This window comes from Pseudomonas sp. 21615526, assembly GCF_013386245.1.
In the GTDB taxonomy this organism is placed as follows: domain Bacteria; phylum Pseudomonadota; class Gammaproteobacteria; order Pseudomonadales; family Pseudomonadaceae; genus Aquipseudomonas.
Genome location: NZ_JACAOM010000054.1, coordinates 13,703 through 39,154 on the forward strand (window position 1 = coordinate 13,703; position 25,452 = coordinate 39,154).

21 protein-coding genes are annotated in these 25,452 nt (G+C 61.2%); 5 read left to right on the forward strand and 16 right to left on the reverse strand.

Translation table 11 applies throughout. The features are described 5' to 3' along the window. Nucleotide 1 precedes the first annotated feature (1 nt). From HX786_RS15970 to HX786_RS15985, 4 genes are all read right to left on the reverse strand, one after another. On the reverse strand, nt 2–916 hold the full coding sequence (locus HX786_RS15970) for a branched-chain amino acid ABC transporter permease (protein ID WP_003217447.1): 915 nt from the start codon (nt 914–916) through the stop codon (nt 2–4). A 253-nt stretch (nt 917–1,169) separates the two neighbouring features. Then, nucleotides 1,170–2,306, reverse strand: a complete 1,137-nt coding sequence (locus tag HX786_RS15975) for a branched-chain amino acid ABC transporter substrate-binding protein (RefSeq protein WP_003217449.1) — start codon at nt 2,304–2,306, stop codon at nt 1,170–1,172. 376 nt (nt 2,307–2,682) lie between these two features. Continuing rightward, on the reverse strand, nt 2,683–3,966 hold the full coding sequence (locus HX786_RS15980; protein WP_177036426.1) for an FAD-binding oxidoreductase: 1,284 nt from the start codon (nt 3,964–3,966) through the stop codon (nt 2,683–2,685). Nucleotides 3,967–4,136: 170 nt separating this feature from the next. Next, a complete protein-coding gene (locus HX786_RS15985; protein ID WP_003217452.1) occupies nt 4,137–5,627 on the reverse strand; it encodes an aldehyde dehydrogenase family protein in 1,491 nt (496 codons plus the stop codon). A gap of 154 nt (nt 5,628–5,781) precedes the next feature. On the opposite strand from HX786_RS15985, the gene HX786_RS15990 reads away from it, so the two are divergent. The 3 genes from HX786_RS15990 to nadE all read left to right on the forward strand — a co-directional run bounded on the left by HX786_RS15990 (nt 5,782) and on the right by nadE (nt 8,949). After that, nucleotides 5,782–6,678, forward strand: a complete 897-nt coding sequence (locus HX786_RS15990) for a LysR family transcriptional regulator (RefSeq protein ID WP_178912326.1) — start codon at nt 5,782–5,784, stop codon at nt 6,676–6,678. Nucleotides 6,679–6,903: 225 nt separating this feature from the next. After that, nucleotides 6,904–8,118: a nicotinate phosphoribosyltransferase gene (gene pncB, locus HX786_RS15995; RefSeq protein WP_003217456.1), complete on the forward strand. Its 1,215-nt coding sequence runs from the start codon at nt 6,904–6,906 to the stop codon at nt 8,116–8,118. Nucleotides 8,119–8,121: 3 nt separating this feature from the next. After that, entirely contained in the window at nt 8,122–8,949 is an 828-nt protein-coding gene (gene nadE / locus HX786_RS16000; RefSeq protein ID WP_003217462.1) for an ammonia-dependent NAD(+) synthetase, read from the forward strand. A gap of 111 nt (nt 8,950–9,060) precedes the next feature. Here nadE and azu read toward each other — a convergent pair whose 3' ends face one another. Continuing rightward, nucleotides 9,061–9,507 carry an azurin gene (gene azu / locus HX786_RS16005; protein WP_008439083.1) on the reverse strand — a complete coding sequence of 149 codons (447 nt, stop codon included), beginning with the start codon at nt 9,505–9,507 and terminating at the stop codon, nt 9,061–9,063. A 337-nt stretch (nt 9,508–9,844) separates the two neighbouring features. On the opposite strand from azu, the gene HX786_RS16010 reads away from it, so the two are divergent. Both HX786_RS16010 and HX786_RS16015 read left to right on the forward strand, forming a co-directional pair. After that, the gene (locus HX786_RS16010) at nt 9,845–10,432 is read left to right on the forward strand and encodes a TIGR00730 family Rossman fold protein (RefSeq protein ID WP_003217468.1); all 588 of its coding nucleotides are present in this window, start codon (nt 9,845–9,847) and stop codon (nt 10,430–10,432) included. A 68-nt stretch (nt 10,433–10,500) separates the two neighbouring features. Then, the gene (locus tag HX786_RS16015; RefSeq protein WP_003217470.1) at nt 10,501–10,680 is read left to right on the forward strand and encodes a hypothetical protein; all 180 of its coding nucleotides are present in this window, start codon (nt 10,501–10,503) and stop codon (nt 10,678–10,680) included. A 70-nt stretch (nt 10,681–10,750) separates the two neighbouring features. On the opposite strand, the gene HX786_RS16020 is transcribed toward HX786_RS16015, so the two are convergent. The 11 genes from HX786_RS16020 to rpsF form a co-directional block, all read right to left on the reverse strand. Beyond that, on the reverse strand, nt 10,751–11,641 hold the full coding sequence (locus HX786_RS16020) for a transglutaminase family protein (protein ID WP_003217471.1): 891 nt from the start codon (nt 11,639–11,641) through the stop codon (nt 10,751–10,753). Further along, on the reverse strand, nt 11,641–14,127 hold the full coding sequence (locus HX786_RS16025) for a circularly permuted type 2 ATP-grasp protein (RefSeq protein ID WP_177036427.1): 2,487 nt from the start codon (nt 14,125–14,127) through the stop codon (nt 11,641–11,643). Before HX786_RS16025 ends, HX786_RS16020 begins: the two co-directional genes overlap by 1 nt. Nucleotides 14,128–14,302: 175 nt before the next feature. After that, nucleotides 14,303–17,593, reverse strand: coding sequence for a transglutaminase family protein (locus HX786_RS16030; RefSeq protein ID WP_178912327.1), 3,291 nt, complete (start codon nt 17,591–17,593; stop codon nt 14,303–14,305). A gap of 187 nt (nt 17,594–17,780) precedes the next feature. Next, nucleotides 17,781–18,230 (reverse strand): hypothetical protein, encoded by a 450-nt coding sequence (locus tag HX786_RS16035; RefSeq protein ID WP_134325642.1) that lies wholly within the window; start codon nt 18,228–18,230, stop codon nt 17,781–17,783. Next, complete coding sequence (locus tag HX786_RS16040) at nt 18,227–19,147, reverse strand: NAD synthetase (protein WP_177022497.1); 921 nt, start codon at nt 19,145–19,147, stop codon at nt 18,227–18,229. Before HX786_RS16040 ends, HX786_RS16035 begins: the two co-directional genes overlap by 4 nt. A gap of 222 nt (nt 19,148–19,369) precedes the next feature. Further along, entirely contained in the window at nt 19,370–21,673 is a 2,304-nt protein-coding gene (locus tag HX786_RS16045; RefSeq protein ID WP_008439091.1) for a YgiQ family radical SAM protein, read from the reverse strand. Nucleotides 21,674–21,772: 99 nt separating this feature from the next. Beyond that, nucleotides 21,773–23,167, reverse strand: a complete 1,395-nt coding sequence (gene dnaB, locus HX786_RS16050) for a replicative DNA helicase (RefSeq protein ID WP_003217484.1) — start codon at nt 23,165–23,167, stop codon at nt 21,773–21,775. A gap of 120 nt (nt 23,168–23,287) precedes the next feature. Further along, complete coding sequence (gene rplI, locus HX786_RS16055) at nt 23,288–23,734, reverse strand: 50S ribosomal protein L9 (protein ID WP_003171376.1); 447 nt, start codon at nt 23,732–23,734, stop codon at nt 23,288–23,290. A gap of 18 nt (nt 23,735–23,752) precedes the next feature. After that, complete coding sequence (locus HX786_RS16060) at nt 23,753–24,640, reverse strand: hypothetical protein (RefSeq protein ID WP_003217488.1); 888 nt, start codon at nt 24,638–24,640, stop codon at nt 23,753–23,755. 36 nt (nt 24,641–24,676) lie between these two features. Next, nucleotides 24,677–24,907 carry a 30S ribosomal protein S18 gene (gene rpsR / locus HX786_RS16065; RefSeq protein WP_002551829.1) on the reverse strand — a complete coding sequence of 77 codons (231 nt, stop codon included), beginning with the start codon at nt 24,905–24,907 and terminating at the stop codon, nt 24,677–24,679. A 28-nt stretch (nt 24,908–24,935) separates the two neighbouring features. Continuing rightward, nucleotides 24,936–25,358 (reverse strand): 30S ribosomal protein S6, encoded by a 423-nt coding sequence (gene rpsF / locus HX786_RS16070; RefSeq protein ID WP_003217491.1) that lies wholly within the window; start codon nt 25,356–25,358, stop codon nt 24,936–24,938. Between the last annotated feature and the right edge of the window lie 94 nt (nt 25,359–25,452).

Sequence of the window (25,452 nt, forward strand, 5' to 3'; positions counted from 1 at the left end):
GTTATACCTTCGCCACGAGTGGGCGACCGAGCAGGCCCTGGGGACGGAAAATCAGGATCACCACCAGCAGGGAGAAACTGAACACGTCTTTGTAGTCAGAGTTGATCAACCCCGAGAACAGCGACTCGGAAATACCCAGGATGATCCCCCCCAGCATGGCCCCAGGCAGGGAGCCGATGCCGCCCAGTACCGCTGCGGTAAATGCCTTGATGCCGATGATGAAGCCGGCATAGAAGTCGAACGTGCCGTAGTTCAGGGTGATCAGCACACCGGCCAGCGCGGCCATGGCGGCACCAATCACGAATACGTAGGAGATGACCCGGTCGGTGTTGATACCGAGGATCGACGCCATCTTGCGGTCTTGCTGGGTAGCGCGGCACATGCGGCCGAGCTTGGTGTACTTGATGATGTAGGTCAGCAGGCCCATGCCGACGAACGCGGCCACCAGGATGAACACCTTGGTGTAGGTCAATTGCACGAAGCCGGTGCCGATATCGACTCTCCAGGCGCCGGCCAGCAGCGTCGGGATGCCTTGTTGCTTGGCGCCCTGGGCGATCTGCGCGTAGTTCTGCAGGATCAGCGAAATACCGATGGCGCTGATCAGCGGTGCCAGTCGGGTGGAGTTGCGCAGCGGTTTGTAGGCGACACGCTCGATGACCCAGCCGTAGACGCCGGTGACGACGACGGTGAAGATCAGGGTGCCAAGGATGAGCAGCGGGAAGGATTCGATGCCGAAGTAAGCCAGCAGTGCCAGACTGATCGCCGCGAGGTAAGCGGAAATCATATAAACCTCGCCATGGGCGAAGTTGATCATGCCAATGATGCCATAGACCATTGTGTAGCCGATGGCGATCAAGCCATAGACCGACCCGAGGGTCAGCCCATTGACCAGTTGCTGCAGGAAAATACCATCCATAACGCAATCTCACGCAGTGAGAGCCTGCACACCTGTGGGTGTGCGGATCTTCTAGGAGGAAAAGACAGACACAAAAGGGGCTGGCAACCAAGTCCCCGTGTAGGAGCTGGCGTGTGTGGGCGCCGGGCTTGCCCGCGATAGCGACACCTCGGAATGTCAGTCAACCCGAGGTGACGCTATCGCAGGCAAGCCAGCCCCCACAAAAGCCCGGTTCCCACAGGGTCAAGTGGCGTCTAACCCATCGCGCTAACTATTACTTCTGCTTTTCCAGCTGGTGATACTTGCCGTCCTTGTCCCACTGGTAAACCACATAGTCGGAGATTTTCAGGTCGCCCTTGGCGTCCCAGTTCTTCTCGCCCATGACGGTTTTGACCGGGTGGGATTTCAGCCATTTGGCTGCGTCTTCGCCCTTGTCGGACTTGGCGCCATTGAAACCGGCGGCCAGGGCCTGGATCGAGGCGTAGGCGTACAGGGTGTAGCCTTCAGGCTCGGTGCCATTTTTGCGGAACTCTTCCACCACGGTCTTGCTGTCTGGCAGCAGGCGTGGGTCGGCGCCGAAGGTCATGTACACGCCATCCACGTACTGTGCACCACCGGCGGTGGCCACCAGTTCGTCGGTCACCACGCCGTCATCGGACATGAACTTGACGTCTTTCAGGCCGGCTTCACGAATCTGCCGAACCAGTGGGCCGGCTTCCGGGTGCAGGCCGCCGAAGTACACGACGTCAGCACCGGTGGAGCGGATCTTGGTGACCAGGGCGCTGAAATCTTTCTCGCCACGGGTCAGGCCTTCTTCCAGCACCGGCTTCACGCCGCGCTTGGTCAACTGCGCCGCAGTGGCGTCGGCCAGGCCTTTGCCGTAGGTGTCCTTGTCGTTGATAACGGCAACTTTCTTGCCCTTGAGCACGTCGACGATGTAGTCGCCGGCCACGATGCCTTGCTGATCGTCACGACCACACATGCGGAACACGGCCGACAGGCCACGCTCGGTAACCTGCGGGTTGGTGGAGCCCGGGGTGATCATGATCACGCCCGCATCGGCATACACCTCGGAGGCTGGGATAGTGTTCGACGAGCAGAAGTGCCCGACCACGCCAATCACTTTGTCCTGGTCAACCAGGCGGTTGGCCACGGCCACGGCCTGCTTGGGTTCGCAGGCGTCATCGCCGGCCACCAGCTTGATCTGCTCGCCGTTGATGCCGCCGGCCTTGTTGATGACATCGGCTGCCGCCTGGGCACCTTTCATGTACTGCTCACCAAATGCCGCGTTGGCGCCGGTCATCGGCCCCGCTACGCCAATCTTCACATCAGCTTGAGCAAACGCAGAAACACCCAGCGCCGCAGCAACGGCGAGGGCTAGAAAACCTTTCTTGTAAAACGTCTGGGACATGAGTGGTGCTCCGAGGTTTTTGTTGAATTGGCACTGCAGCTTCACTTCAAAAACTTTCGGAGAAAGCCCAGAGCAAGCGTCGTGCCATTACGTTTTTATTATTCAAAAAGACACGGTGTCATTGTTATTGCAGGTTTTTGGGCGCCTTTTGATTGGACGTGCAACCGTCTATCTCAACCAGGTGCAACCATTGGACCTATAAAGTGCAACCCGACCAATCAAGCACTGCAACCCGGCCACTAAACGGCCACCCTTAAACATGTAACAGCGTGCGTAACGGAAGTGCACATTTACAGTGCGTTACTGCTACGACTCGCACCAATACAGATTAGTAGCCGGCTAAGAAAATGCAGGCTTCTGAGGGGTATTTCGTTGATCAGATCACGATCCGCAGGCATTGGCCCGCGTGATACAGCGAGAATCCCGCCTCGTACAAACAGCTGCGCAGGCCCACACCGGCCAACGGCTGCATCGGCGCAAAGGGGATCGGCAGTGCCTGTGGATCCTGGTGACACAGATAATCCGCGAAGGCTTTGCCCACGACACTGCCGGTCGTCACCCCGCGCCCGTTGTAACCGGTGACCGCCACCAGCCCGGGCGCCGGCTCGAACAGGCGCATCAAGTGGTCCGGGGTGAACGCGATGCAGCCGGTCCAGGTGCACTCCCACTGCACCGGTTTGAGGTACGGGAAGTAGTGCTGTTGCACCCGATCGGCCCAGGCCTTGAGGAACCACGCGGGTTTCTGGTTGCCGTTGCCCAGGCTGCCGAGCAGCAGGCGGCCTTCGGCGTCGCGGCGGATGCTGCTGAGTACCTGGCGAGTGTCCCAGGAGCCTTGGCCGCCCGGAAGGATTTGTTGGGCGGCGTCGTCGGTCAGAGGGGCCGACGCCACCTGATAGTAATAACCGGGGAAAAAGTTGCGGCGCAGCTCGGTCCACTCGCCTTCGGTGTAGGCGTTCGAAGCGATCACCACCTGTTCGGCCTGCACCGAGCCTTGGGCAGTCTGCACAGACCAGTGCTGGCCCTGGCGTTCCAGTTGGGTGACTGGGGAGTGATCGAACAACTGTCCGCCGAGCCCGACGGCGGCATTGGCCAAACCACTGGTGTAGGCCATCGGGTTCAAGGTGCCGGCCCGCCGGTCGAGCAAGGCGGCAGCAATCTTTTTGGTACCGGTGGCTTGTTCGCATGCAGCGCCGGTCAACAGCTCCACCGGTGCACCGCGACGCTTCCATTGTTCCTCACGACTGCGCAAATCCGCCTCGCCACGGGCGTTGTGCGCCATGTGCAAGGTGCCCTCGCGACGCAGTTGGCAGTCGATGTTGTATTTGTCGATCAGGCTGAACACCAGGGACGGTGCCGCGCCGAGCATGCGGTTGAGCTGGCTGCCCACCGCGGTACCAAAACCGGCTTCGATCTCGTCCGGGGGAATCCACATCCCTGCATTGACCAGCCCTACGTTGCGCCCCGAACCACCGTGGCCGGTGCGATGGGCCTCGAGTACGGCGACACTTTTTCCTTGCTCCAGCAAGTGAATGGCTGCCGACAAACCGGTGATGCCGGCGCCGATCACGCACACATCCACTTTTGCCTCGCCCTTGAGCGCGGCACGATCCGGCCGGCCAGGAGTGAGTTGTTCCCACAAACATGCTTCGCGTAATGCCATTGCCAGACTCCGATGAGACCTAACAAACCACTTTTCCGAATTGTAAATACGGTCAAATGTGGGAGCGGGCTTGCTCGCGAAAGCGGTGGATCAGATAAGCATTCGTTGACTGACACACCGCTTTCGCGAGCAAGCCCGCTCCCACATTGACCTCACTCCGACTTGAGGTATCAGTCGAAGGTAATGCCCTGGGCCAGCGGCAGTTCCAGCGAGTAGTTCACGGTGTTGGTCTGGCGACGCATGTACCCGCGCCATGCATCCGAGCCCGACTCACGCCCGCCACCGGTCTCTTTCTCACCGCCAAACGCGCCACCAATCTCCGCGCCGCTCGGGCCGATGTTGACGTTGGCAATCCCGCAGTCACTGCCCACCGCCGACATGAACTGCTCGGCCTCGCGCACGTCAGTGGTAAAGATGCACGAAGACAGGCCTTGTGGCACCGCATTGTTCAGGCGCAGCGCTTCAGCGAAATCGGTATAGCCGACCACATACAGAATCGGCGCGAACGTCTCGGTGCACACCACATCACTCTGCTCCGGCATTTCCACGATGGCCGGCGACACGTAGTAAGCGTTGGGGAACGTGTCTTCCAACTGACGCTTGCCGCCAAACACCCGGCCGCCTTCGCTCAAGGCCTGCTCCAGGGCGTCCTGCATGTTTTCGAAGCTGTGCTTGTCGATCAGCGGGCCGATCAGGTTGCCTTCCAGCGGATGGCCGATGCGCACTTTGGAATACGCAGCCTTGAGGCGGGTGACGATTTCCTCCTTCACCGACTCATGGGCGATCAAGCGGCGCAGGCTGGTGCAGCGCTGGCCGGCGGTACCGACGGCGCTGAACAGAATCGCGCGCACGGCCATGTCCAGGTCGGCGCTTGGGCCGAGGATCATCGCGTTGTTGCCGCCCAGTTCGAGAATGCTGCGGGCAAAACGTGCAGCGACTTTCGGCGCTACTTCGCGGCCCATGCGGGTGCTGCCGGTGGCGCTGATCAGCGCAACACGCGGGTCATCCACGAGTGCGGCGCCGGCATCGCGGCCACCGATGATCACCTGGCTGAGGTACGGCGGCGCATCGCTGAAGTTCTTCAGTACGCGCTCGAACAGTGCCTGGCAGGCCAGGGCGGTAAGCGGGGTTTTTTCCGACGGTTTCCAGATCACTGCGTTGCCGCACACCAGCGCCAGCGCGGTGTTCCACGCCCATACGGCGACCGGGAAGTTGAAGGCGCTGATCACGCCAACCACGCCCAGCGGGTGCCAGGTTTCACGCATGTGGTGGCCCGGACGCTCGGAGGCGATGGTCAAGCCGTACAGCTGGCGCGACAGGCCGACGGCGAAGTCGCAGATGTCGATCATTTCCTGCACTTCACCCAAACCTTCCTGGGTGATCTTGCCGGCTTCCCACGACACCAGCTCGCCGAGGTCGGCCTTGTACTCGCGCAAAACGTCACCGAACTGGCGCACCAGCTCACCACGACGGGGGGCCGGCACCTTGCGCCAGGCCTCGAATGCATGCTCGGCGCGACTGACCTGCTGCTCCACCTCGGCGGCGCCTTCCCAGTGCACACTGGCAATCCGGCTGCCATCAATGGGCGAATGCACGGGTTGTTTACCCGACTGGTACAGCGCCGGGTTTACCCCGAGACGATCAAGCAATGCGGCAACCATGGGTCACTCCTTCAATCTACAAACAGAAATTTGCGCCGCCAGCGGTCGCGGCGATCCAGACCTTATTTGTAGCTGGCCCAAGACTTGCCAACAAACGACGATTAGGCGAGATATCATTCCGTTTATTCATGCTAAGAACAAAAAGAGGCGTGCCGTGCTGAATAAAAGACATTTGCCCTCGATCACCGCCCTGCAGTGCTTCGAAGCGGTCACCCGCCACCTGAGTTTTACCCGCGCCGCCGAAGAGCTGAACCTCACCCAGAGCGCTGTCAGCAAACAGGTCGCGCAGCTGGAAGAACTGTTGCAGCACCTGCTGTTTCGCCGGGTGCGCCGCCGCTTGCAGATGACCCCGGCGGGCGATCTGTACCTGGTGGAAGTGCGCAAGATCCTCACCCAGGTGGAGATATCCACCCATTACCTGCGCTCCTACGGCGGCGAGACTGAAGTGCTGCGGGTGTCCACGCCCTACACCTTCGGCGCCCGCTGGCTGGTGCCGCGCCTCAAGGGCTGGCGACTGCGCCATCCGCAGATTCACCTGGACCTGTGCAACGAACAGGAGCCCGACGAGCTGCTGCAAGGCAAGGCCGACCTGGCCTTCTACTTTGGCCAGGGCTCACGGCCCGGCACCGAGAGCCTCAAGCTGTTCAGCGAAGAACTGGTGCCCGTGTGCTCACCCGACAGCCTGCCCGCCCAAGCATTTACCGACCCCACGCAACTGAGCGAACTGGTGTTGCTGCAAAACGCCTCGCGCCCGCAAGGCTGGCATGACTGGTTCGCCGCCCAGGGTCATCACACCGAGCACAGCTACCATGGGCCGCGCTTCGAGACCTTTTATATGTGCATTCGCGCCGCACAGGTTGGCTGCGGTGTGGCGCTGCTGCCCAGGTTTCTGGTGGAAGAAGAGCTAGCAGAAGGCAAGCTGGTGATCCCCTGGCAGCATGCGATGCCGAGCCAGGATGCGTATTACCTGGCCTACCCCGAGCACTCGGCGGAAGTGCCCAAGGTGCGGGATTTTGTGAAGTGGATGATGGAGCAGGTTGAGTCTGATTGAGGCGCGTTGCCTGCAATACCGCCTTCGCGAGCAAGCCCGCTCCCACATTTGGAACGCATTTCAAATGTGGGAGCGGGCTTGCTCGCGAAGGCGTCAGGGGCCACACAACAATGCCCAGCTGAAAAAACACTGGCAAAACAGCACAGGTCTATGCGCCACTAGCGCCATTCCTTAATTGTGCGTAAAGGTCGGCGCCCATCGTCGACCCGTCTGGAGATTCCCGTTATGAGCGAGAGTGTGTTTGCCGATCGCATCGTGCAGAACCTGCTCGACACCGACTTCTACAAGCTGACCATGATGCAGGCGGTGCTGCACAACTACCCGAACGTGGAAGTTGAATGGGAGTTTCGTTGCCGCAACAGTGAAGACCTGCGCCCGTACCTGGCGGAGATCCGCTACCAGATCGAGCGCCTCGCCGAGCTGAGCCTGAGCCCCGACCAACTGGGCTTCCTGGAACGCATCAGCTTCATGAAGCCGGATTTCCTGCGCTTCCTCGGGCTGTTTCGCTTCAACCTGCGCTACGTGCACACCGGTATCGAAAACGGTGAGCTGTTTATCCGCCTGCGCGGGCCATGGCTGCACGTGATCCTGTTTGAAGTGCCGATGCTGGCCATCGTCAGCGAAGTGCGTAACCGCTATCGCTACCAAAGCGTGATCCTCGAACAGGCCCGCGAGCAGCTGTATCGCAAGTTCGACTGGCTGACGGCCAACGCCAGCGTCGAAGAACTGTCCGAACTGCAGGTCGCGGATTTCGGCACGCGTCGACGCTTCTCCTACCGCGTGCAGGAAGAAGTGGTGAACGTGCTCAAGCACGACTTCCCCGGGCGTTTTGTCGGCACCAGCAACGTGCACCTGGCCCGCGAGCTGAACATGAAGCCGCTGGGCACCATGGCCCACGAATGGATCATGGCCCACCAGCAACTCGGCCCGCGCCTGATCGACAGCCAGATCGCCGCCCTCGACTGCTGGGTGCGCGAGTACCGTGGCCTGCTGGGCATCGCCCTGACCGATTGCATCACCACCGATGCGTTTCTCAGCGATTTCGACCTGTACTTCGCCAAGCTCTTCGACGGCCTGCGCCACGACTCCGGTGACCCGGTGCAATGGGCCGAAAAGGCAATCGCCCACTATCACAAGCTGGGGATCGAGCCGATGAGCAAGACCCTGGTGTTCTCCGACAGCCTGTCGCTGCCCAAGGCGCTGGAGATTTTCCGCGCGCTGCGTGGTCGGATCAATGTGAGCTTCGGCATCGGCACCAACCTGACCTGTGATATTCCAGGTGTGGAACCGATGAGCATCGTGCTTAAAATGACTGCCTGTAATGGCCAGCCCGTCGCGAAGATTTCCGATGAAGCGGGCAAGACCCACTGCACCGATCCGAACTTTGTCGCCTATTTGCGCCACGTTTTCAAAGTACCTGCCCTACCCAGCAAGGAGTGAATCATGCAAGCCGTACAGCGCGAGATTGCTGAACAGCTCAAGGTCCAACCACCGTTCAAGGACCAGGCCGCCCTTGAGGCGGAGGTCGCCCGGCGCGTTACCTTTATCCAGGATTGCCTGCTCAATTCAGGCCTCAAGACGTTGGTGCTGGGCATCAGCGGCGGCGTCGACTCCCTGACCGCCGGCCTGCTGGCCCAGCGTGCAATGCAAGAGTTGCGGGCTGCCAAGGGTGACGATGCGTACCGCTTTATCGCGGTGCGCCTGCCGTACGAAACCCAGTTCGACGAACACGATGCCCAGGCGTCCGTGGACTTTATCGAGCCCGACGAGCGCCACACAGTGAACATCGGCCCGGCGGTGAAATCCCTGGCCAATGAAGTGGCGGCGTTTGAAGGCAAGGCCGCAGTCTCCCGGGACTTCGTGCTGGGCAACACCAAGGCGCGCATGCGCATGGTGGCGCAGTACACCATCGCCGGCGCGGCCGGTGGTTTGGTGATCGGTACCGACCATGCGGCGGAAGCCGTGATGGGCTTTTTCACCAAGTTCGGTGACGGCGCCTGCGACCTGGCACCGCTGAGCGGGCTGGTGAAGAACCAGGTGCGCGCGATTGCCCGGCACTTTGGTGCTCCGGAATCGCTGGTAGAGAAGATCCCGACGGCCGACCTGGAAGACCTGTCGCCGGGCAAGCCGGACGAAGCGTCCCATGGCGTGACCTATGCCGAGATCGACGCGTTCCTGCACGGCGAGCCGGTGCGCGAGGAAGCCTTCAAGATCATCTGCGACACCTATCGCAAGACCGAGCACAAGCGGGTGATGCCGTTTGCACCCTGAGCACTGTAGGAGCGAGCTTGCTCGCGAAGATCGTCAACGAAAACGCGCCCATCCTGGATGAGCGCGGTGCCTTTGAGGTTTTCGCGAGCAAGCTCGCTCCTACAAGAGTGTTTACTTCAGGGTCACAGTGCCTTTCATCATCGAGATGTGGCCTGGGAACGAGCAGAAGAACGCGTAGTCAGTGCCTGCCGCCAGCTTCGACACATCGAAGGTCACGGAGTCTTTCTCGCCGGCACCGATGATCTTGGTGTGGGCGATGATGCGGGTGTCGCCGTCTTTCAGGTAGTTCTTGTCGATGCCGGCAGCCATGCCGTCGCTGGCGATGCCAGGCATGTCGGCGGCGGAACTCAGCACCCAGTTATGGCCCATGACGTTTTTCGGCAAGCTGCCGGAGTGGGTCAACTCAACGGTGAACGTCTTGCAGCTCTTGTCGATTTCGATGGCCTTGGTGTTGAAGGACATCTGGTCAGTGGAGTCGACAGTGACCTTGCACTCTGCAGCAAGCAACTGGCCGCTAGCCAGAGTCAGCAGGGAAACAGCAACGAGTTTGGCAAACATGTGAATCTCCAGGGCAGGGTTTAAAAAACGCATATTGCGACAAGGGTGCCTGAGTCAGGCAGGACTTCATATGATCTGTATCAACAGATTGTATACAACTTTAGGCTATCAGACTCATCGACACAATCTACCGGCCAAAGTGCGGGTGCCGGCCTATGATCGGTCCATCACTCATCCGGAGTTCCAGCCATGCACCTCAATAGTCTGTTCCGCAGCCTGCTTGCCGCCTATGCCTGTGGTGCCAGCGGCACCTGCGAAACACCTCAACGCGAGGTTTAATCCTTTGAGAGACGCAAGCCAGCCTTTACTCTTTAGCCACAACTGAGTGGAGTCAGGTATGTCCTTGAAGTCTGTCTGTGTGTTTTGCGGTGCCAGCAGCGGCACCAACCCGGCCTACCGTGAAGCAGCCGTGGCCCTCGGGCGCGCGCTGGCCGAGCGCAAGCTGACCCTGGTGTACGGCGGCGGCGCCGTGGGCCTGATGGGTATCGTCGCCGATGCGGCGCTGGAAGCCGGCGGCGAGGTGATCGGAATTATTCCCGAAAGCCTGAAAAACCTCGAAATCGGCCACAAAGGCCTGACCCGCCTGGAGGTGGTCGACGGCATGCACGCCCGCAAGGCGCGCATGGCCGAACTGAGCGACGCCTTTATTGCGCTGCCGGGCGGCCTGGGCACCCTGGAAGAACTGTTCGAAGTCTGGACCTGGGGCCAGCTCGGCTACCACGGCAAACCGCTGGGTTTGCTCGAAGTGAACGGTTTTTACCGCAAGTTGACCGATTTTCTTGATCATATCGTCGGCGAAGGCTTCGTCCGGGCACCGCATCGTGCCATGCTGCAAATGAGCGAATCGCCGGCTGAGCTGCTTGACGTACTGGATGCCTGGCAACCGCTGGTCCTGCCCAAATGGGTGGACCAAAAACCCGATTAACCCTTGGGACGCGATTAAAGGCAGAATACGCGCCGCTCAACCTCACCTTCGACCCCAGAGGATCGCCCATGGCAAAACCTAATTACTCCTTCGCCAAACGTCAGAGAGACTTGGCCAAAGAGCAGAAGAAAGAGGAAAAGCTGCAGCGCAAGAAAATTGCAGCCGACGAAGAAGCCGGTGCACTGAACCCGGATGCTGAAGGTACAGTGGCTACAGACGAAACCGAAGCACCGAAAGACGCTGAATAGGTGATCGTTCCCACGCTCCGCGTGGGAATGCATCCTGGGGCGCTCCGCGTCCCGATTTGAGATATGTGCATTACTCCAGCGGCATCACCGTCACCCGCACTTCCGGGTCATGGCTCCCTCCCCCCAGAATCACCCCCCGCAACGGCGAAACATCGGAAAAGTCCCGGCCCCAGGCCAGGGTGATGTGTTCCAGTGCCGGCTGCACATTGTTGGTCGGGTCAAAATCCACCCAACCCGACACCGGGCAAAACACCGACACCCACGCGTGGGACGCATCCGCGCCGATCAACCGTGGTTGGCCGGGCGGTGGCTGGGTCAGCAGGTAACCGCTGATATACCGCGCCGCCAGGCCCCGGGAACGCAGGCACGCGAGCATCAGGTGGGCGAAGTCCTGGCACACGCCGCGCCGGCGCTCCAGCACTTCCACCAACGGCGTGGCGACCTGGGTGGCTTCGGCATCGAAAGTAAATTCGCTGAAGATCTTCTGCATCAGCGCCTGCACACCCAACAGCAACGGACGACCGGCCGGGAAACAGTCTTCGGAGAACTCGACGAAGCTTTTCTTCAAATGCACATAGGGCGATTCGAACCGATAGCGGCACGCCTCGATCACTTCGGCCGACAGCGGCTGGCTGCTGTAGGTCAGGCCGTTGCGGGTCTGGTCCCAGGCCGGCGACAGGCTGAAATCCAGCAGCGGCCGCGCCAACACCTCCACTGTCAGCCCAGCGTTCACCAGCAGTTCATCATGGGGCCGCTCGAATGCCAGCCGGGTGATCGGGTTGCCGAACACATCCAGTTCATCCCGGCGCGAGGTCGGCTCGGGGCTGATCTCCAGTTGCTGCGAGCTGCAGCGCTGCCAGGCGCAAGGCCGCGGCCACAGGTGCGCCAGCTGCTGGGCCAGGGACACCGGGCTGTCGTAGTGGTAGTGGGTATCGTGGAAAATCTGGTAGCGGGCACTCATCACACAGACACCGTTTGCTGGCTGACATCGTCCACATGGGCAAAATGGCGCAAGGCCAGGCGATCCGAGACTTGCCCACTTTCATCGGCCACCGCTTGCAACAGGTCGGCCAGGCCGTCCAGCGCAGCGCGCACACTGGACTCGCCGAACAGCGGGTTCTCCAGGCAGCCCAGGTCAAAGCGCGCCAGGCGCTCCACCAACGGCGCCAGCCCGGTTTCCCGGGGCACGCCGAAATCGTCATTCAAGCGACGCAAGGTGCGGCTCACCAGTTTCAGCTGGAACAGCACTGCGTGGGGGTTTTGCTCATCCAGCAGCAACAGGTCCAGCACCGGAATCAGCTGCGGCACCGCAAGGTAGCGCGAACGATAGGTGATGCTGCTGTTGCCCAGCTCCAGCAACCACTCCAGCCCGGCCTGATCGAACACCGCCACGCCGCGCAGGAACGCCGCCAGGCTGCTGCTGAGAAACTGCAGGCGCTCGATGCGCCGGCCCATCATCAGGAAGCGCCAGCCCTCGTCGCGGGTCATGTCGTCAAGGGCAAAGCCCGACAGCGCGGCCAGGGACATCACCAGGCGGTTGAGGAAATCCAGCAGTTCGCCGAAGTCCGGCTCTTCGCTTTCCAGTTCCAGGGCTTCGCGCTGCAACTCCACCAGCGCCTGCCAGTTTTCCCGGGACAGCTTGCCGCGCACCTGGGACGCCGCCCACTGCAAGCGCTGCAAGTTGGCCCGCAGGCTCGACGGCCAGTCGTCACCGAGCAACGCCGCCTGAAGCCGCTCAGGCAACTCGCCCTCCTCCGGCAACAGTCGCAGGTTCTCACCCAGTTCAACCGCCGCCTGCAGCGCCAGCGGGTCGTCTCCGTCGACATAGCGGGCAAGGACGATCCGCAACCAGCGCGCACTGTCATCACAGCGCTCGCAATAACGGCCAAACCAGAACAGGTTTTCCACCACCCGCGACGGCAGGTACGGATCACGTCGCACCAGGTCATGGGCGCCGATGGCCCGCTGGGCGCGCCATTGCTCGGTGCCGTGGGCGCGTTCGCCGAGCACCCAGGTGTCCTTGCTCGCACCGCCGCGCTGCATCGACACCACTTCGGCATCGGCATCGGCGGCCACACGGGTCAGGCCACCGGGCAGTACCCGATAACCGTCGGCGCTGGCTACGGCGTACACACGCATGCCGATGGCGCGGTGCTGAAGGTGATCGTCAACGGTGTGCCAGACCGGCGCCTGGGACAACTGCGCAAGTTCCTGGGCGACATAGGCGTAAGGCCGCGCGCGCATGCGCTCAGCCAGGGCCTCGCGTTGTTCGTCGTTCAAGTCGCGGCCAAATACCGGGGTAAAGCTTTGCGACGGAAACGCCGGCTTGATCAGCAGTTCCGGCAGTTTCTCCAGGGCTTCGGCCAGCACCGGCGGCTCACCGCACCACCAGGTCGCGATGGACGGCAGGATCAGCTCTTCGCCAAACAGGAATTGATTGATCTTCGGCAGAAATCCCAACAGGCCAGGGGATTCCAGCACGCCACTGCCCAGGGCGTTGGCCACCAGCACATTGCCCTGGCGCACGGCATCCAGCAGGCCGGGCACGCCGAGGGCCGAGTCGGTGCGCAGTTCCAGCGGGTCGCAGAAATCGTCGTCCAGGCGGCGCATGATCGCGTGCACCCGGCGCAGGCCGCTGAGGGTCTTGAGGTACACCGTGGCGTCGCGCACGGTCAGGTCGCCGCCTTCCACCAGCGGGTAGCCAAGCTGGCGGGCGAGGTACAGATGCTCGAAATAGCTTTCGTTGAAACGGCCCGGGGTCAGCAGCACGATCAGCGGTGGCTGGTCGTCGCTCGGCGCCTGGCGGGCCAGGGTTTCCTGCAAGGTGCGGAAGAACCCGGTGAGGTGCTGCACCTGCAAGTCGCGGTAAAGGTCCGGGAAGGCGCGGGACACGATGGTGCGGTTTTCCAAAGCATAACCGGCGCCGGACGGGGCCTGGGTCCGGTCGGCGGTGACCCACCAGCGGCCATCCGGCGTACGCGCCAGGTCCACGGCGTACAGGTGCAGGAACGCGCCGTCGGGCGGCTGGATGCCCTGGCACGGCCACAGGAAATTGTTATGGCCGAACACCAGTTCTGCCGGCAGCAAGCCTTCGGCGATCAGGCGTTGCGGGCCGTAGAGGTCGGCCAGTACTGCATTCAGCAGGCGCGCACGCTGGGCGATGCCGGCGGCAAGTTGCTTCCATTCATCGGCGGCCAGCACGTGGGGCAGCAGGTCCAGCTCCCAGGGACGATCGGCGCCCTTGGGGTCGGCGTAGACGTTGTAGGTCACGCCGTTTTCCTGGATCTGCCGAGTCAGCAAGGCTTGGCGCTGGGCCAGTTGCGCCGGGGTGCTGCGTTGCAAGTGATCGAGCAGCCGCTGCCAATGGGCGCGAACCGCGCCGCTGTCGTCCAGCAGTTCGTGATAAGTGCCCGCGGTCAGCGGGTAACGGTCGAGCAAGTCGGGCATGGAACGCTCGGCAGAGGCAAGGGAAGTCGAATTAACTCACAAACCACGCGATCCAACTGTGGGAGCGGGCTTGTGTGGGAGCGGGCTTGCTCGCGAAAGCGGAGTGTCAGTCACTTAATGTGTTTCTGATACACCGTATTCGCGAGCAAGCCCGCTCCCACATTTTGAATCGCATTTAGTCATTCTTATTGGGGAAGCGCCGCAAATCCAGGGTCATCGGCAATTCATCATTGATCACCACACTCGGCACCGGCAGTTTCCCGGGGCTGTGTCCCAAGCGGAAAAACCGCGCCATCCGCCGGCTTTCAGCTTCATTGGCATTCACCGGCAGGCTGTCGTAATTGCGCCCGCCCGGGTGGGCGACATGGTACTGGCAACCGCCCAGCGAGCGCTGCATCCATGTGTCCAAAAGATCGAACACCAGTGGTGCATGCACCGGGATCGTTGGCTGCAGGCAGTTGGCCGGTTGCCAGGCGCGATAACGCACGCCAGCCACAAACTCGCCGACACGCCCGGTGGGTTGCAGCGGCACCGGGATGCCATTGCAGGTCAGCAGGTAACGCTGGGGCGGCAGGCCACTCAACTTGACCTGCAGGCGCTCCAGGGACGAATCCACGTAACGCACCGTACCGCCCACCGCGCCCTCCTCGCCCATCACATGCCAGGGCTCAAGGGCCTGGCGCAATTCCAGTTCGATGCCGCTGACGGCGTAGTCACCGACCTTGGGAAAACGGAACTCCAGGTGCGCGGCAAACCATTCGGCCCGCAGCGGATAACCGGCAGCGTTCAACTCGACGATCACGTCGGCAAAATCCTGCTCGATAAAGTGCGGCAGCAGGAAGCGGTCATGCAGCTCTGTGCCCCAGCGCGCCAGCTTCGGCGGCGCATAGGGTTCACGCCAGAACCGCGCGACCAGTGCCCGCAGCAGCAATTGTTGGGTCAGGCTCATGCGGGCGTGGGGCGGCATTTCAAAGGCACGCAATTCCAGCAGGCCCAGGCGGCCGGTGGCACCGTCCGGCGAGTAGAGCTTGTCGATGCAGAACTCGGCGCGGTGGGTATTGCCAGTGACGTCGATCAGCAGGTTGCGCAGCAGGCGGTCCACCAACCATGGCGGGCATTCTTCGCCCGCTTCGGGCATCTGCGCGAAGGCGATTTCCAGCTCATACAGCGCATCGTTGCGCGCTTCGTCGACCCGTGGTGCCTGGGAAGTCGGGCCGATGAACAGGCCGGAAAACAGGTAGGACAATGACGGATGGTTATGCCAATAGCTGATCAGGCTGCGCAGCAGATCGGGACGCCGCAGGAACGGCGAATCCTTGGGCGTAGCGCCACCGAGCACAAAGTGGTTACCGCCGCCGGTGCCGGTGTGGCGCCCGTCGATCATGAATTTTTCTGTGGTGAGGCGGGTTTGCCGGGCTTCTTCGTAGAGAAACTCGGTGCGTTCCACCAACTCGTCCCAGGTGGCGGACGGCTGCACGTTGACCTCGATCACACCCGGATCCGGCGTCACCCGGAAGTTGCTCAGGCGTGGGTCGCTCGGCGGCTCATAACCCTCCAGCAACACCGGGCAATGCAGTTCTTCGGCGGTGGCTTCGATGGCGGCCACCAGTTCCAGGTAATCCTCGACCCGTTCCAGCGGCGGCATGAACAGGTACAAGCGGCCGTCCCGTGCCTCGGCGCACAGGGCGGTGCGGGTCAGCCAGTCGGCAGACTCGTCGATCTTCGGGATACGGTCTTGGCTGGCAGCTGCCTCGCCATGGCTTTGCAGTTGCGAGGTGGTCGGCAGGTCTGCCAGGTCCTGATTGGGATCGGTGGGGTGCACGAACGGATAGTCCGCCGCCGTTACCCACGGTTGCGAGGCCAGTGGCAGGCGATAACCCAACGGTGAATCGCCCGGCACCAGGCGGCAATGGTTGTCCCGCAGGTACCAGCGCCCGCTCTGCCAGCGGTCATTGGCCGCCGTGCGCGCCAGCGGCAGCACCTGGCCGATGACTTTATCCAGGCCCTGGCTGAAGACCTTGCGCAGGCGCTCGCGCTCAAGCTTGTCCTCCAGGCGCGGATCTTCGGCGCTGACGTTTTGCGGCAAGGCGCCTTCGCGCCACAGGTAATAGAAATTGTCTTCGTAGGCCGGGAATACAAACTGCGCGGGCAGTTTCAGGCGCTCGGCAACGCTGGCCAGAAAACGCCCGGCCATCACGCCATCGGCACCGTAGCTTTGCTGCTCATCGGCGATCAGCGCGCTGTTGTGCCAGATCGGCACGCCGTCGCGGCGCCAGTAGCAGTTGAGGGACCAGCGCGGCAGTTGCTCGCCGGGGTACCACTTGCCCTGGCCGAAATGCACCAGGCCCTTGGGTGCGTAGTGCTTGCGCATGCGCTGGAACAGCTCGGCGGACAGCCGGCGTTTGTCCGGGCCCAGGGCGGCGGTGTTCCATTCGGCGCCGTCGGGGTCGTCGATGGAAACGAAGGTGGGTTCGCCGCCCATGGTCAGGCGTACGTCGTCCTTGTGCAGGTCACCGTCGATCTGCCGGCCCAGGGCCTGGATCGCCAGCCACTGCTCTTCGGTGTAGGGCTTGGTAACCCTGGGGGCTTCCCAAATCCGCTCCACGGACATCTCGTGGGTAAATTCGCACTCGCAGGGTTCCACCAGGCCACTGATGGGCGCCGCGGAAGAAGGATCAGGACTACAGGCCAACGGGATATGACCTTCACCGGCGAACAAACCGGAGGTGGCATCGAGGCCGATCCAGCCGGCGCCGGGCAAATACACTTCGCACCAGGCGTGCAGGTCGGTGAAATCCACCTCGGTGCCGGATGGGCCGTCGAGGGCTTTGACATCGGCGGTCAGCTGGATCAGATAGCCCGACACAAACCGTGCCGCCAACCCAAGGTTGCGCAGCAGTTGCACCAGCAACCACGCCGAATCCCGGCAGGAACCGGAGGCGTTTTCCAGGGTGAATTCCGGAGTTTGTACCCCCGGCTCCATGCGAATCAGGTAGCCGATGTCGGCGGCCAGACGCTGATTCAGGCCCACCAGGAAATCCACCGCCGGCAACGGCGTGCGGTCGATACCCGCCAGATACGCGGCGAATCTCGGGGTCAGCGGCAATGTTTCGAGGTACGGCGCCAGCTCGCGCTGCTCATCGGCGGCGTAGCTGAACGGGATTTTTTCGGCGTAGGGTTCCAGGAAGAAATCGAACGGATTGAATACCGCCATCTCCGCGACCAGGTCGACTTCGATGCGCAGTTCGTCAGTTTTTTCCGGGAACACCAGACGCGCCAGGTAATTGCCCTGGGGATCTTGTTGCCAATTGATGAAGTGCTGTTCCGGCAGCACCTTCAGCGCGTAGGAAAGAATCCGCGTGCGGCTATGGGCCGCCGGACGCAGACGAACAATCTGTGGGCCGAGTTCGACCGCGCGGTCGTAGCGGTAATGCGTAACGTGGTGCAACGCGACATGAATCGACACGGCGGCCTCCTGCGAGCCAGGGCATGGAAACAAAGCGCGCAAGACTTATGCCAGAGCAGTGGTCATTGCGCTTTATCGTGGGACCCGGTGCAGTACAGCACCAAAACGGCGCGATGGCTGCCGTCGTGGTGCGAGGGTTGCACATATTTGTGGCGGGAGTGTGAGGGTGGGTGGTGAATCTACCCAGTCAACGGGCTTTGTGCCTGGCGATCACGGCTTCACGCAGGTGGCGCACTTCGACCAGTTTCTGGCGCATTTCGCGGTGGCGCTTGCTGTTAAGCACCAGCAGCGCCAGCAACGGCAACAGCACGCTCATGCCATAAATAAATGGATGCGGTCGGTACTCGATCGTGGGCAGCACACACACAAGACAAAGCCCCAGCAACACCACCAGCGGCCACACCCATTGCGGGCGTCCGCGGGCGATCATGAAGTTGCAGTGCACGATGACCAACGTCAGAGCGATTCCGCCGAGAAAGGAGTACTTGGCGTTATCCGCCAGGGGAAGGTCCCGGAAATAGCTGTCAAAAAACAAAGGCACCGCGAAGACCAGGGAAAATACCGCTGCAAATATCGCCCCCATGAAAACCGGAAAGTACCGGGATAGAAAGGCACGAATGCTCGGTGCTTGGTTCATTGCTCAATCTCCTCGTATAGACCTACGGCAATGGTTCGGACATTCCCGGAGAGCGCACTGCCCGTGAAGCCAATCGAGGCGCCCAACGCATCCTGTATTTGCGTGACCGTTGCGTGCTTGACCTGTGTGGGCGTGAAGCGCTTGGGCAGCTCACCTGACAACTGTCGCAACTTGAGCATCTTCGAGCTCAAGCGAGGGTCGTTAATGCTCAGCAACTCCTTGGTCAGTTTGGCGCGCTCTTGTCGATTCAAGCCTTTCAGTACCTCCCGAACACTTTTGCCGGTGGTCGCCTTATTCAGCCGGACCAACTTGAGGGTGGTGAGTGACGATGCACCGACTCCGACCAACGATGCGGCGTCCAACGCGATCATCGTGTATTGATACCATTCCTCGCCGTCGAGCTCGTCGTTGCGCGACGGATTTCTTATTTCGTTGACGGTCCGGTAGCCACCGGCAAAACACTGAACGGTACTGGCTGCCGCAGCGGTGTAGCCGAGGGCTGCGACCACCGTACTGGCACCCGCCGAAAACGGTATCGCGACAGAGCCGCTGAGCACCACTACCCAGCCGATGACTGCACCGGCACACGACAGCGTGGTGTTGATCGCTTCACCCACCAGCCGCGATTCACGGGGATTGTCTTGCACCTGCTGGGCGAACTGCGCCGGCGCTATGTACCGCTGCGCTTCCCGCAGGATCACGCGTTTGGGCGCAATGCTGCAGATGGGTTGGAATTCGCGCAGGGTGACGACGTTGAAGTCGGCATCGATATACACCACACCCGCCCCCACGATGCCGGGGTCGGCGTCGATGGCGGCAAACAGGCGTGGCAGGTTGATCTGGCTTTCGATGCGCTGGCGGGCCATGAACTGGGAGCGGTTGGAGTCCATGCCGATGCCAAGCAGGGGGCTGCTCATGGGGGTGTTCTTCCTTGAAATGGGTGGTGTCTGAACTGGCGCTTTCGCGAGCAAGCCCGCTCCCACATTCGACCGCATTCTCATGCTGAAACCCGGTCACATGTGGGAGCTGGCTTGCCTGCGATGGCGCTCGAATGGGCGCCACCTTAACAAACAGGCTACCCACCCGCTAGAAAGCAAAACGCCAGCACGAGGCTGGCGTTTTTGCGTTTCAGGCAGCGATCAACGCGGCACGACCGGCTTGCGGGCTGGCTTCTTGCCTTTGCCCTTGGCGGCGTCGGTGCGCTCCTTGGCGGCCTGCTTGTTGCGCGCCATGGCCGCGGCCTTGGCTTGCTCACGCTTGTCCCACGGGTTGCTGCCGTCACTGCCACGGGGCGGCAAGCCGGTATGCTGGGTGAGGATCCTGGTGGTGGTTTCCTTCGCAACCTTGTGGCTGCCAGCCGGCGTCGAGTTTTTGCGACGGGCGCTCTGGTAGCTGTCGGTGGACGGTTGGTGCAACGGGATCAGTTGCTCCTTGCCCGGCCCGATCAGGTCTGCACGGCCCATGCGAGTCAATGCTTCACGCAGCATCGGCCAGCCCTTCGGGTCGTGGTAGCGCAGGAAGGCCTTGTGCAGGCGGCGCTGTTCTTCGCTCTTGACGATGGTCACCGCGTCGCTCTTGTAGGTGACCTTGCGCAGCGGGTTCTTGCCCGAGTGGTACATCGCCGTGGCGGTGGCCATTGGCGACGGGTAGAACGCCTGCACCTGGTCGGCGCGGAAGCCGTTGCCCTTGAGCCACAGGGCCAGGTTCATCATGTCTTCATCGGTGGTGCCCGGGTGGGCGGCGATGAAGTAAGGAATCAGGTACTGCTCCTTGCCCGCTTCCTTGGTGTACTTCTCGAACATGCGCTTGAACTTGTCATAGCTGCCGATGCCCGGTTTCATCATCTGGTTGAGCGGACCTTCCTCGGTGTGTTCCGGGGCGATCTTCAGGTAACCACCGACGTGGTGGGTCACCAGCTCCTTCACATACTCCGGCGACTCGACCGCGAGGTCGTAGCGCAGGCCGGAAGCGATCAGGATCTTCTTCACACCCGGCAACGCACGGGCGCTGCGGTACAGCTGGATCAACGACGAGTGGTCGGTGTTCAGGTTCGGGCAGATGCCCGGGAACACGCAGGATGGCTTGCGGCACGCGGATTCGATTTCCGGGCTCTTGCAGGCAATGCGGTACATGTTCGCGGTCGGGCCGCCGAGGTCGGAAATGACACCGGTGAAGCCTGGCACCTTGTCGCGGATCTCTTCGATTTCGCGAATGATCGACTCTTCGGAACGGTTCTGGATGATTCGGCCTTCGTGCTCGGTGATCGAGCAGAAGGTGCAGCCGCCGAAGCAGCCACGCATGATGTTCACCGAGAAGCGGATCATGTCGTAGGCCGGGATCTTTTCCTTGCCGTACGCCGGGTGTGGAACACGGGCGTAAGGCATGCCGAACACGTAGTCCATTTCTTCGGTAGTCATGGGAATGGGCGGCGGGTTGAACCACACATCCACTTCGCCGTGCTTCTGTACCAGCGCGCGGGCGTTGCCCGGGTTGGTTTCCAGGTGGAGCACGCGGTTGGCGTGGGCATACAGCACCGAGTCGCCACGGACTTTTTCCACGGACGGCAGACGGATCACGGTCTTGTCACGGGTCATGCGCGGGCTTGCCAGGATCTGTACGACCTTGGCCTCTTCCGGATCTTCGACCGGGCCCTTTTCCTGCTCGATGGCGCAGGCCTGGGTGTCCTGGGTGTTCACGTACGGGTTGATGATCTTGTCGATCTTGCCCGGACGGTCGATACGGGTGGAGTCCACCTCGTACCAGCCTTCGGGCGTGTCACGGCGAATGAACGCAGTGCCGCGCACGTCGGTGATGTCTTCGATCTTGTGGCCCCACGACAGGCGCTGGGCGACTTCGACGATGGCCCGCTCGGCGTTGCCGTACAGCAGGATATCGGCGCAGGCGTCGATCAGGATCGAGTTGCGTACACGGTCCTGCCAGTAGTCGTAGTGGGCGATGCGGCGCAGGGAGGCTTCGATGCCGCCGAGCACGATCGGCACGTGCTTGTAGGCTTCCTTGCAGCGCTGGCTGTAGACCAGGCTCGCGCGGTCCGGACGTTTGCCGGCCATGCCGCCTGGGGTGTAGGCGTCATCGGAGCGGATTTTCTTGTCGGCGGTGTAGCGGTTGATCATCGAGTCCATGTTGCCGGCCGCGACGCCGAAGAACAGGTTCGGCTCGCCGAGCTTCATGAAGTCGTCTTTGGACTGCCAGTTGGGCTGGGCAATGATCCCGACGCGAAAGCCCTGGGACTCCAGCAGCCGGCCGATGATTGCCATGCCGAACGACGGATGGTCCACGTACGCGTCACCGGTGACGATGATGATGTCGCATGAATCCCAGCCAAGCTGATCCATCTCCTCCCTGCTCATCGGCAGGAATGGCGCAGGACCGAAACATTCGGCCCAGTACTTGGGATAGTCAAATAACGGCTTGGCTGTTTGCATGACGGTGACCGGTGTTGAGATGAAAAATCGCGGGCGCGGAATATAGCACAAAATTTGACCAATTCCGACCTTTGCAGTCGGAATTGGCGGGCAGCGCTTTTACTCGTCTTCGAAGTTATAGCTGCCCGGCGCCAGGTTCTCGAAGCGGGTGTATTTACCGATGAAGGCCAGACGCGTGGTGCCGATTGGCCCGTTACGCTGTTTACCGATAATGATTTCAGCGATGCCTTTATGCTCGGTCTCCGGGTGATACACCTCGTCCCGGTATACGAACATGATCACGTCAGCATCCTGCTCGATCGCTCCGGATTCCCGCAAGTCGGAGTTGATCGGGCGTTTGTTCGGACGCTGCTCAAGAGATCGGTTGAGCTGCGACAGGGCAACCACCGGGCAGTTGAATTCCTTGGCCAGGGCTTTCAACGAGCGGGAAATCTCGGAAATCTCGTTGGTCCGGCTGTCACCGCTGGAGCCCGGGATCTGCATCAACTGCAGGTAGTCGATCATGATCAGGGCGATGTCGCCGTGCTCACGCACCAGGCGTCGGGTACGCGCGCGCATTTCCGACGGACTGATGCCCGCGGTGTCATCGATAAACAGCTTGCGATCGTTGAGCAGGTTGACCGCCGAGGTCAGCCGCGGCCAGTCGTCGTCTTCCAGGCGGCCGGCACGCACCTTGGTCTGGTCGATGCGGCCCAGGGACGACAACATACGCATGATCAGCGATTCGCCTGGCATCTCCAGGGAATAAACCAGTACGGCCTTGTCGCTGCGCAACACGGCGTTTTCCACCAGGTTCATGGCGAAGGTGGTTTTACCCATGGACGGACGGCCGGCGACGATGATCAAGTCGGCTGGCTGCAGGCCGCTGGTCATGCCGTCGAGGTCGGTGTAGCCGGTGGACAGGCCGGTGATGGCGTTGTCGGTGTTGAACAAGGTGTCGATACGGTCGATGGCCTTGGTCAGCAAGTCGTTGACGCTGACCGGGCCGCCGGTTTTAGGCCGGGCCTCGGCGATCTGGAAGATCTGCCGTTCGGCTTCGTCGAGAATCTCTTCGGCGGTGCGGCCTTCCGGGTTGAACGCGCTGTCGGCGATCTCGGTGGCGATGCCGATCAACTGGCGCAACGTGGCCCGCGCACGGACGATCTGTGCATAGGCCTTGATGTTGGCAACCGATGGCGTGTTTTTCGCCAGCTCGCCCAGGTAACCCAGGCCGCCCACTTGGGACGTCTGGCCTTCCTTGTCCAACTGCTCGGCCAGGGTCACCACGTCGATCGGTGAGTTCTGGTCGGCCAGCTTGGCAATGGCGCGGAAGATCAGGCGGTGGTCATGACGGTAGAAATCGCCGTCCGAGACTTGATCCAGCACGCGTTCCCAGGCGTTGTTGTCCAGCATCAAGCCACCGAGCACGGCCTGTTCGGCCTCGATGGAATGCGGCGGCACCTTCAGGGCAGCGGTTTGCAGGTCATATTGCTCAGGAGCGGAGATATCGTTCATGGCCACTTGGAATAGTTGGAGAATCAGGAGCTACAGAAAAACAAAAGGCACGACCTGTGAACAGGATCGTGCCCGATGTTAACTGCCTGGCACGCGAGGTGCCAGTCAGTTAGGTGTTGCTTAAGCTGCTACCACAACAACGCGTACGGTTGCTTCGACTTCAGCGTGCAGGTGCACGGCTACATCGAATTCGCCAACGTTGCGGATGGTGCCGTTCGGCAGACGAACTTCGCTCTTCTGCACTTCAACGCCGGAGGCGGTCAGTGCATCAGCGATGTCGTGGGTGCCGATCGAACCGAACAGCTTGCCTTCGTCACCGGCGGTGGCAGTGATAGTCACTTCCAGCTCAGCCAGTTGGGCAGCGCGAGTTTCGGCCGAAGCTTTTTTGTCTGCTGCTGCTTTTTCCAGCTCAGCACGACGCTCTTCAAACGCAGCCAGGTTGGCAGCGGTTGCAGCGGTGGCTTTGCCGTATGGCAGCAGGTAGTTACGACCGTAGCCGGCCTTAACGTTCACTTTGTCGCCCAGGTTGCCCAGGTTGGCGACTTTTTCCAGAAGGATCAGTTGCATGTGAAAATCCTCTAACTTTTAACCTTCACCGTTCGCGTTATCGGCGTCTTTCGGCGCCAGACGACCGCGAAAATCAATCAGGCCGTCGACAATGGCCAAAACCACGAGTAACGGATAGATCAGCTGCATGAACAGCAACAGCGTCACGTACAACCCCACCAGCCAGAATCTGCCCAGTCGCTTTTGCGCCACCAGCCCATGAATCAGGGACAGGCCGGCGAATACCAACGGTACGCTGCACAACGGCACCAACAGCGCCAGGCCAAAAGTCGGCCCGACCACCATGAACGCCAGCAGCAACATCGCCGGTCCAGCGGGGATTCTGATACTGCGAAACTCGCGACCAAAACCACCCGGGTTATACAACAACGCCTGCCAGTAACGCCCAAGAATCAGGCTCAGCAAGCTGACAATCTGCAACAGTGCCGCTATCAGGCCGGTAAGCATCGGTGCAACCACTGACGCAAAGCGCGCTCGCTCCTCTACCGATAACTGCTGGTAGAGATCCCCGAGGGCCAGCGGCAGGATCTTGATGATCTCCTGCGCCAGCGCCTCGATTTGCGGGCGGAAAGCCGCGCCAAGCGCCAGTGAATACACCAACCCCAATGCCACGCTGACCAGCAGCGTACGGACCCAGGACTCACTTGCGCGCAAAACCAACGCAAGGGTCGATGAACCGAGCAGTACCAGAAGTACCCGTGGATCATCGAATTTCAACCACCAGACCAAGGCCGGCAGTATTCCCAGGGCAAGAACGCCAAGGGCGTCCTTCAAACCGCGCCGCAGAAGCACAAGGCAACCCGCGGCAGCACCCAACCAATACAACAACGGCAATGCTGCACATCCAGCCACTACCAGAGTGGCCTGCACACGACCGCGCATGATGAACTCAGCTAAGGCGCGCATGCATTCAATCCCTTACTACTTGTCGACTGCCCGGTCTCAGCGGCCGTGGCTGTCGGTGTAGGCCAGCAGGGCCAGGAAGCGGGCGCGCTTGATAGCGGTGGCCAGCTGACGCTGATAACGAGCTTTGGTACCGGTGATGCGGCTTGGAACAATTTTGCCGGTCTCGGATACGTAGGCTTTCAGAGTGTTGAGATCTTTGTAATCGATCTCCTTCACGTCTTCAGCGGTGAAGCGGCAGAATTTACGACGACGGAAGAAACGTGCCATTTGATAGGCTCCTTAAAAGGTCCGTGGATTACTCGTCAGCGTTATCGCTGTTGTCGCTGTCATCACTATCAGCGCTTTCAGCGCCTTCGTGCTCAGGACGGTCGCGACGCTCACGGCGCTCACTGCGGTTTTCTTCAGCCTTGAGCATCTCGGATTGGCCGGTAACGGCTTCTTCGCGACGGATGACCAGGTTACGGATCACTGCATCGTTGTAGCGGAAGTTGTCTTCCAGCTCGGCCAGGGCCTTGCCAGTGCACTCAACGTTCAGCATCACGTAGTGAGCCTTGTGAACATTGTTGATTGCGTAGGCCAGTTGACGACGGCCCCAATCTTCCAGACGGTGGATTTTGCCGCCGTCTTCTTCGATCAGCTTGGTGTAACGCTCTACCATGCCGCCGACTTGCTCGCTTTGATCCGGGTGGACCAAAAAGATGATTTCGTAATGACGCATGAATGCTCCTTACGGGTTGTAGCCTGCCGCTCAAAAACGGTCAGACAAGGAGTGAATGACACTTATGGATCTTGCCGAAGGGAGGCACATGCGT